The following is a 4,403-nucleotide window of genomic DNA, read 5'->3' as shown; positions in this document are numbered from 1 at the left end:
GTCGATTAGAGTTTAAAAAATATATTTGCCAACCAAAAAATAATTACAATGAGCTTTCAAAAAATATTAGCTATTTCTGGAAAACCAGGTTTATTTGAATTAAAAATTCAAACGCGTACAGGATTTGTTGCTGAATCATTATTAGACGGTAAAAAAGTTACTGTTGGTATGAGAAGTAACGTAAGTTTATTATCAGAAATTGCTGTTTATACCTACACTGAAGAAGTGCGTTTAGCAGAAGTTTTCAAAGCAATTGCAACTAAAGAAAATGATGGTTTAGCTTTATCTCACAAAGAAAGTGATGCTACTTTAAGAGAGTATTTTAGAACAATTCTACCTGAATTTGACGAAGACCGAGTGTACACTTCTGACATCAAGAAAATTTTAAATTGGTATAACTTACTTCAACCTAAAGGCTATGTTACTGTTGAAGCCTTATCAGCAGAGCCAAAAGAAGAAATACCAGCAGCAGAATAAAAAACAGTCCCGAACTTTGTTTCGGGATTTTTTTTTAGAACACAAGTGTATCTTTAATTTGACTTCCCTTCAAGCTATCCAAAACACAAAGTACTTTGCTATACCGCTTAAATTTGACATTTATCTTTTCTTAGTTAATAAATCAAGGTTAAATTATAACAACATTTTTTTTATCAAACAATATTTTATACTTTTATTCGTTGAAATTAATAGCTATGAAAGAACAAAACGAACATAAAGACAATCAAAAAAAATCAATTGCTATTGCTTTAGTTTTATATTTAACTATTGTTGCAATCATGTTTTTTATTCGTTTTTGGCCTCCATATGGAAAAACAGAAGCTTTAATTGCTGAAGGCGGTGGCGGTGGCGGTGCTACTGTAAACTTTGGAGACAGTGACTTAGGAAAAGGAGACGACTATCTTAATGAAACTTTAGAAGTAAAAATGCAAGAAACTTCAAAATCTTCTCCAGAAGAAAATATTCCTGATGAAATTCTTACTCAAGATAATGTTGGTGCTGACATAAAAACACCTCCAAAAACAAATACAAAACCCAAAGATAAACCTAATGACACGAAACCCGTTGATAATCCTACACCAATAAAAAAAACAAATTCAGCCCTTTCAAACATGCTTAAAGGTAAAAACAAGGGTGGAGATGGAGATGATAATGTAAATGGAAACAAAGGAAAATCAAATGGTGATTTAAACTCGAATAGCTATTATGGCAATGGAGGCTCTGGTGGCGGCACGGGTGGCGGAAACGGTTCAGGTAATGGCACTGGAAACGGAAGTGGAAATGGTTCTGGCAGTGGCAACGGTTCAGGTGGTGGTGCAAGTTATAATTTAGCAGGAAGAAGACCTGCTAAAATTCCTGATGTGGGTAATTCATGTAATTCATTTGGAAAAGTTGTTATTGAAGTAATCGTAGATAAAGCAGGAAATACAATTAGTGCAAATAACGGCAAAGGAACAAAAGCAGATGCATGTCTAATTTCCTTAGCAAAACAATATGCTTTAAAAACTAAATGGCAAGCAAGTGATACAGCTGCTGAAAAACAAGTAGGTACCATTACCTATAACTTTAAAAACTCCGATTAATATCATAAAACAGTATGTTTTAATTTTAAAAGGTCGTTATTAAATTATAGCTTTCCTTATATTTGCACAGCTTAAATTTAAAACTATGCAACATATAATAGACAGATTTATTAGTTATGTTACTATTGATACAGAATCTGATCCAAATTCAACAACAACCCCTAGCACTGCTAAACAATGGAATTTAGCAAATAAATTAGCTGATGAATTAAAACAAATCGGACTAAAAGAGGTTTCTATAGACGAGAAATCATATGTTATGGCAACCTTACCTAGTAATGTTGATTATGAAGTTCCAACAATAGGTTTTGTATCTCATTTTGACACCACACCTGATTTTACTGGTGCTAATGTAAATCCACAAATTGTTGAAAATTATGACGGTGGTGATATTATTCTAAACAAAGAAGAAAATATCGTTTTATCTCCATCTTATTTTAAAGATTTACTCTTATATAAAGGACAAACTTTAATTACAACAGATGGAACAACTTTATTAGGTGCAGATGACAAAGCTGGAATTACTGAAATCATGACAGCTATGGAATATCTAACACAACATCCCGAAATTAAACATGGAACTATAAAAGTTTGCTTCACTCCCGACGAAGAAATTGGCCGAGGTGCTGATTATTTTGATGTTGAAAAATTTGGAGCTGATTGGGCTTATACCATGGACGGAAGTCAAATAGGAGAATTAGAATATGAAAACTTCAATGCGGCAGGAGTTAAAATAACCTTCAAAGGTAAAAGTGTTCATCCAGGATATGCAAAAGGTAAAATGATTAATTCAATGTTGTTAGCCAATAAATTCATATCAAAGTTACCAAAAGATGAAACTCCAGAAACAACAAGAGGATATGAAGGGTTTTATCATGTAACAGGAATTCATGGAAGTATAGAAGATACCAAAGTTGAGTTGATTATTCGTGATCATAACCGTAAAAAATTTAATGCAAGAAAAAAAAATGTGGAAGAAATGATTGCTAAAATGAACAAAAAATTCAAGAAGCAATTTGGAGAAGATATTGCCATTTTAGAGATTAGAGATCAGTATTACAATATGCGTGAAAAAATTGAACCTGTAATGCATATTGTGAAAATTGCCGAACAAGCAATGATAGAATTAGGAATAAAACCATTAATAAAACCTATTAGAGGCGGAACAGATGGATCTAGACTATCTTTCATGGGATTACCTTGTCCAAATATTTTTGCTGGTGGTCACAATTTTCATGGAAAATATGAATATGTACCAGTTGAGAGTATGCAAAAAGCAATTGATGTAATAATCAAAATCGCAGAACTAACAGCAAAACAGAATAGTTAAAATTATTCACTTCAATTATATAAAAAATTCCTAAAAACATAAAAAAACAACCCCAATGAAAATTCATCGGGGTTGTTTTATTTAAAACTATTTCTTTTCGTTTAACTTAATTGTAGCCTCAACAGAAATGGCATTTTTCTCCATTTTTAATTTACCCGACATTGTTTCAATAACTATAGTCGTTTCGGCAATTTCAGCAATTTTTCCGTGAATACCCGCTTTGGTAATCACTTTATCACCCACTTTTAAATTAGACTCAAAAGATTTTTCTTGTTTAATTCTTTTTCTTTGAGGCATAATGATTAAGAAATAAAATACTGCAATCATTAAACCTAACTGAATAAATAACATTCCGTCTTTCATGGTTTATTTGTTTGTTTTAATATTAGCTTTAATTTTTACGGTTTCTATCATTCTAGATGTATTACATCTTATATTAACCGATTTTTCAATAAATCCAGATTTACCATTTGAATCAAATTTTACCTTAATTGGTGTAGACTCTCCAGATTTTAAAGGTTCTTTACTAACCTCTGGAACTGTACAACCACATGAAGCAAAAGCATCTAAGATATATAAATCATTTTTTCCTGTATTCTTAACTATAAATTCGGTTTCAACGACTTCACCTTGTTGAATCTCACCAAAATCATGTAGAACTTTATTAAAAGCAATAGTTGTTGGATATTTACTCAATTCTTTTTGCTTTTGTTCAATACTTTGAGAATCATCAAAATTTAAATTCCCTTCTGACTTCTTACAACTAAATAATAAAGAACTAAAAATTAATAAATAGGCAATTTTCTTCATAAAAATTTGTTTTACAATAAACCTCTTCCTGATTTTCTAATTTTATCGTTAGCTTGAAACTCTTTAACTAAATTATCTAAAACTCCATTGATAAAAATACTACTTTTTGGAGTAGAGTATTCTTTAGCTATTTCTAAATATTCATTTAATGTAACTTTAATAGGCACTGATGGAAATTTCAACAACTCACATATAGCCATTTTTAAAATAATAGTATCTAATTCTGCAATTCTTTCAGTATCCCAATTTGGTGTTTTGTTTTCATACTCCTTGGCAAATTCAACTTCATTTAAAACAGTTTTTCTAAACAAATTACGAACAAATTCTTTATCATCTTCATCTTTAAAAACTCTTGGTAAATCAATAGTGTTTTCCATTGATTTTAAAGCTTTTATTTGTTTACTGATAAGTGTATTAATTACAGGAATATCGTCTACCCATGTAATTTTGTAATCCTCTAAATAATCATATAATTTATCATTTGGAGCGATTACGTGAATAAATAAATCTGCAATAAACTGAATATCTTCTTCAAAAGAAGAAGTTGAAATAGCCATGTATTTTTTATAAATTTCAGATGATTTAGCTTCCTCTAAAAGGAACAAAATAGTATCATCGTTCAATTTCCAATTTATTATTTTTCTTTTTTCTAATTTATCATGGAATTCATCATGCTTTTCTAG

6 protein-coding genes are annotated in these 4,403 nt (G+C 30.4%); 3 read left to right on the top strand and 3 right to left on the bottom strand.

What is annotated here, in order from left to right; genetic code table 11:
• Positions 1-48 precede the first annotated feature (48 nt).
• The 3 genes from QZ824_RS10790 (at position 49) to pepT (ending at position 2,910) form a co-directional block, all read left to right on the top strand.
• The gene (locus QZ824_RS10790) at positions 49-477 is read left to right on the top strand and encodes a DUF5606 domain-containing protein (protein WP_291276023.1); all 429 of its coding nucleotides are present in this window, start codon (positions 49-51) and stop codon (positions 475-477) included.
• 215 nt (positions 478-692) lie between these two features.
• Positions 693-1,580, top strand: a complete 888-nt coding sequence (locus QZ824_RS10785; protein ID WP_291276022.1) for an energy transducer TonB — start codon at positions 693-695, stop codon at positions 1,578-1,580.
• Positions 1,581-1,665: 85 nt separating this feature from the next.
• The gene (gene pepT / locus QZ824_RS10780) at positions 1,666-2,910 is read left to right on the top strand and encodes a peptidase T (RefSeq protein ID WP_291276021.1); all 1,245 of its coding nucleotides are present in this window, start codon (positions 1,666-1,668) and stop codon (positions 2,908-2,910) included.
• Positions 2,911-2,997: 87 nt separating this feature from the next.
• Here the strand turns inward: pepT and yajC are convergent, their stop codons facing one another.
• The 3 genes from yajC to nusB form a co-directional block, all read right to left on the bottom strand.
• Positions 2,998-3,273, bottom strand: a complete 276-nt coding sequence (gene yajC, locus QZ824_RS10775; RefSeq protein ID WP_291276020.1) for a preprotein translocase subunit YajC — start codon at positions 3,271-3,273, stop codon at positions 2,998-3,000.
• A 3-nt stretch (positions 3,274-3,276) separates the two neighbouring features.
• Entirely contained in the window at positions 3,277-3,720 is a 444-nt protein-coding gene (locus QZ824_RS10770) for a DUF1573 domain-containing protein (RefSeq protein ID WP_291276019.1), read from the bottom strand.
• Between the two features lie 11 nt (positions 3,721-3,731).
• A partial coding sequence (nusB, locus tag QZ824_RS10765; protein ID WP_291276018.1) for a transcription antitermination factor NusB occupies positions 3,732-4,403 on the bottom strand: 672 nt, incomplete at its 5' end.

It is taken from the genome of Flavobacterium sp. (assembly GCF_021151785.1).
GTDB lineage: Bacteria > Bacteroidota > Bacteroidia > Flavobacteriales > Flavobacteriaceae > Flavobacterium.
Note: the sequence above shows the minus strand (reverse complement) of the source record. Positions and strands in the feature narration are given on the sequence as shown.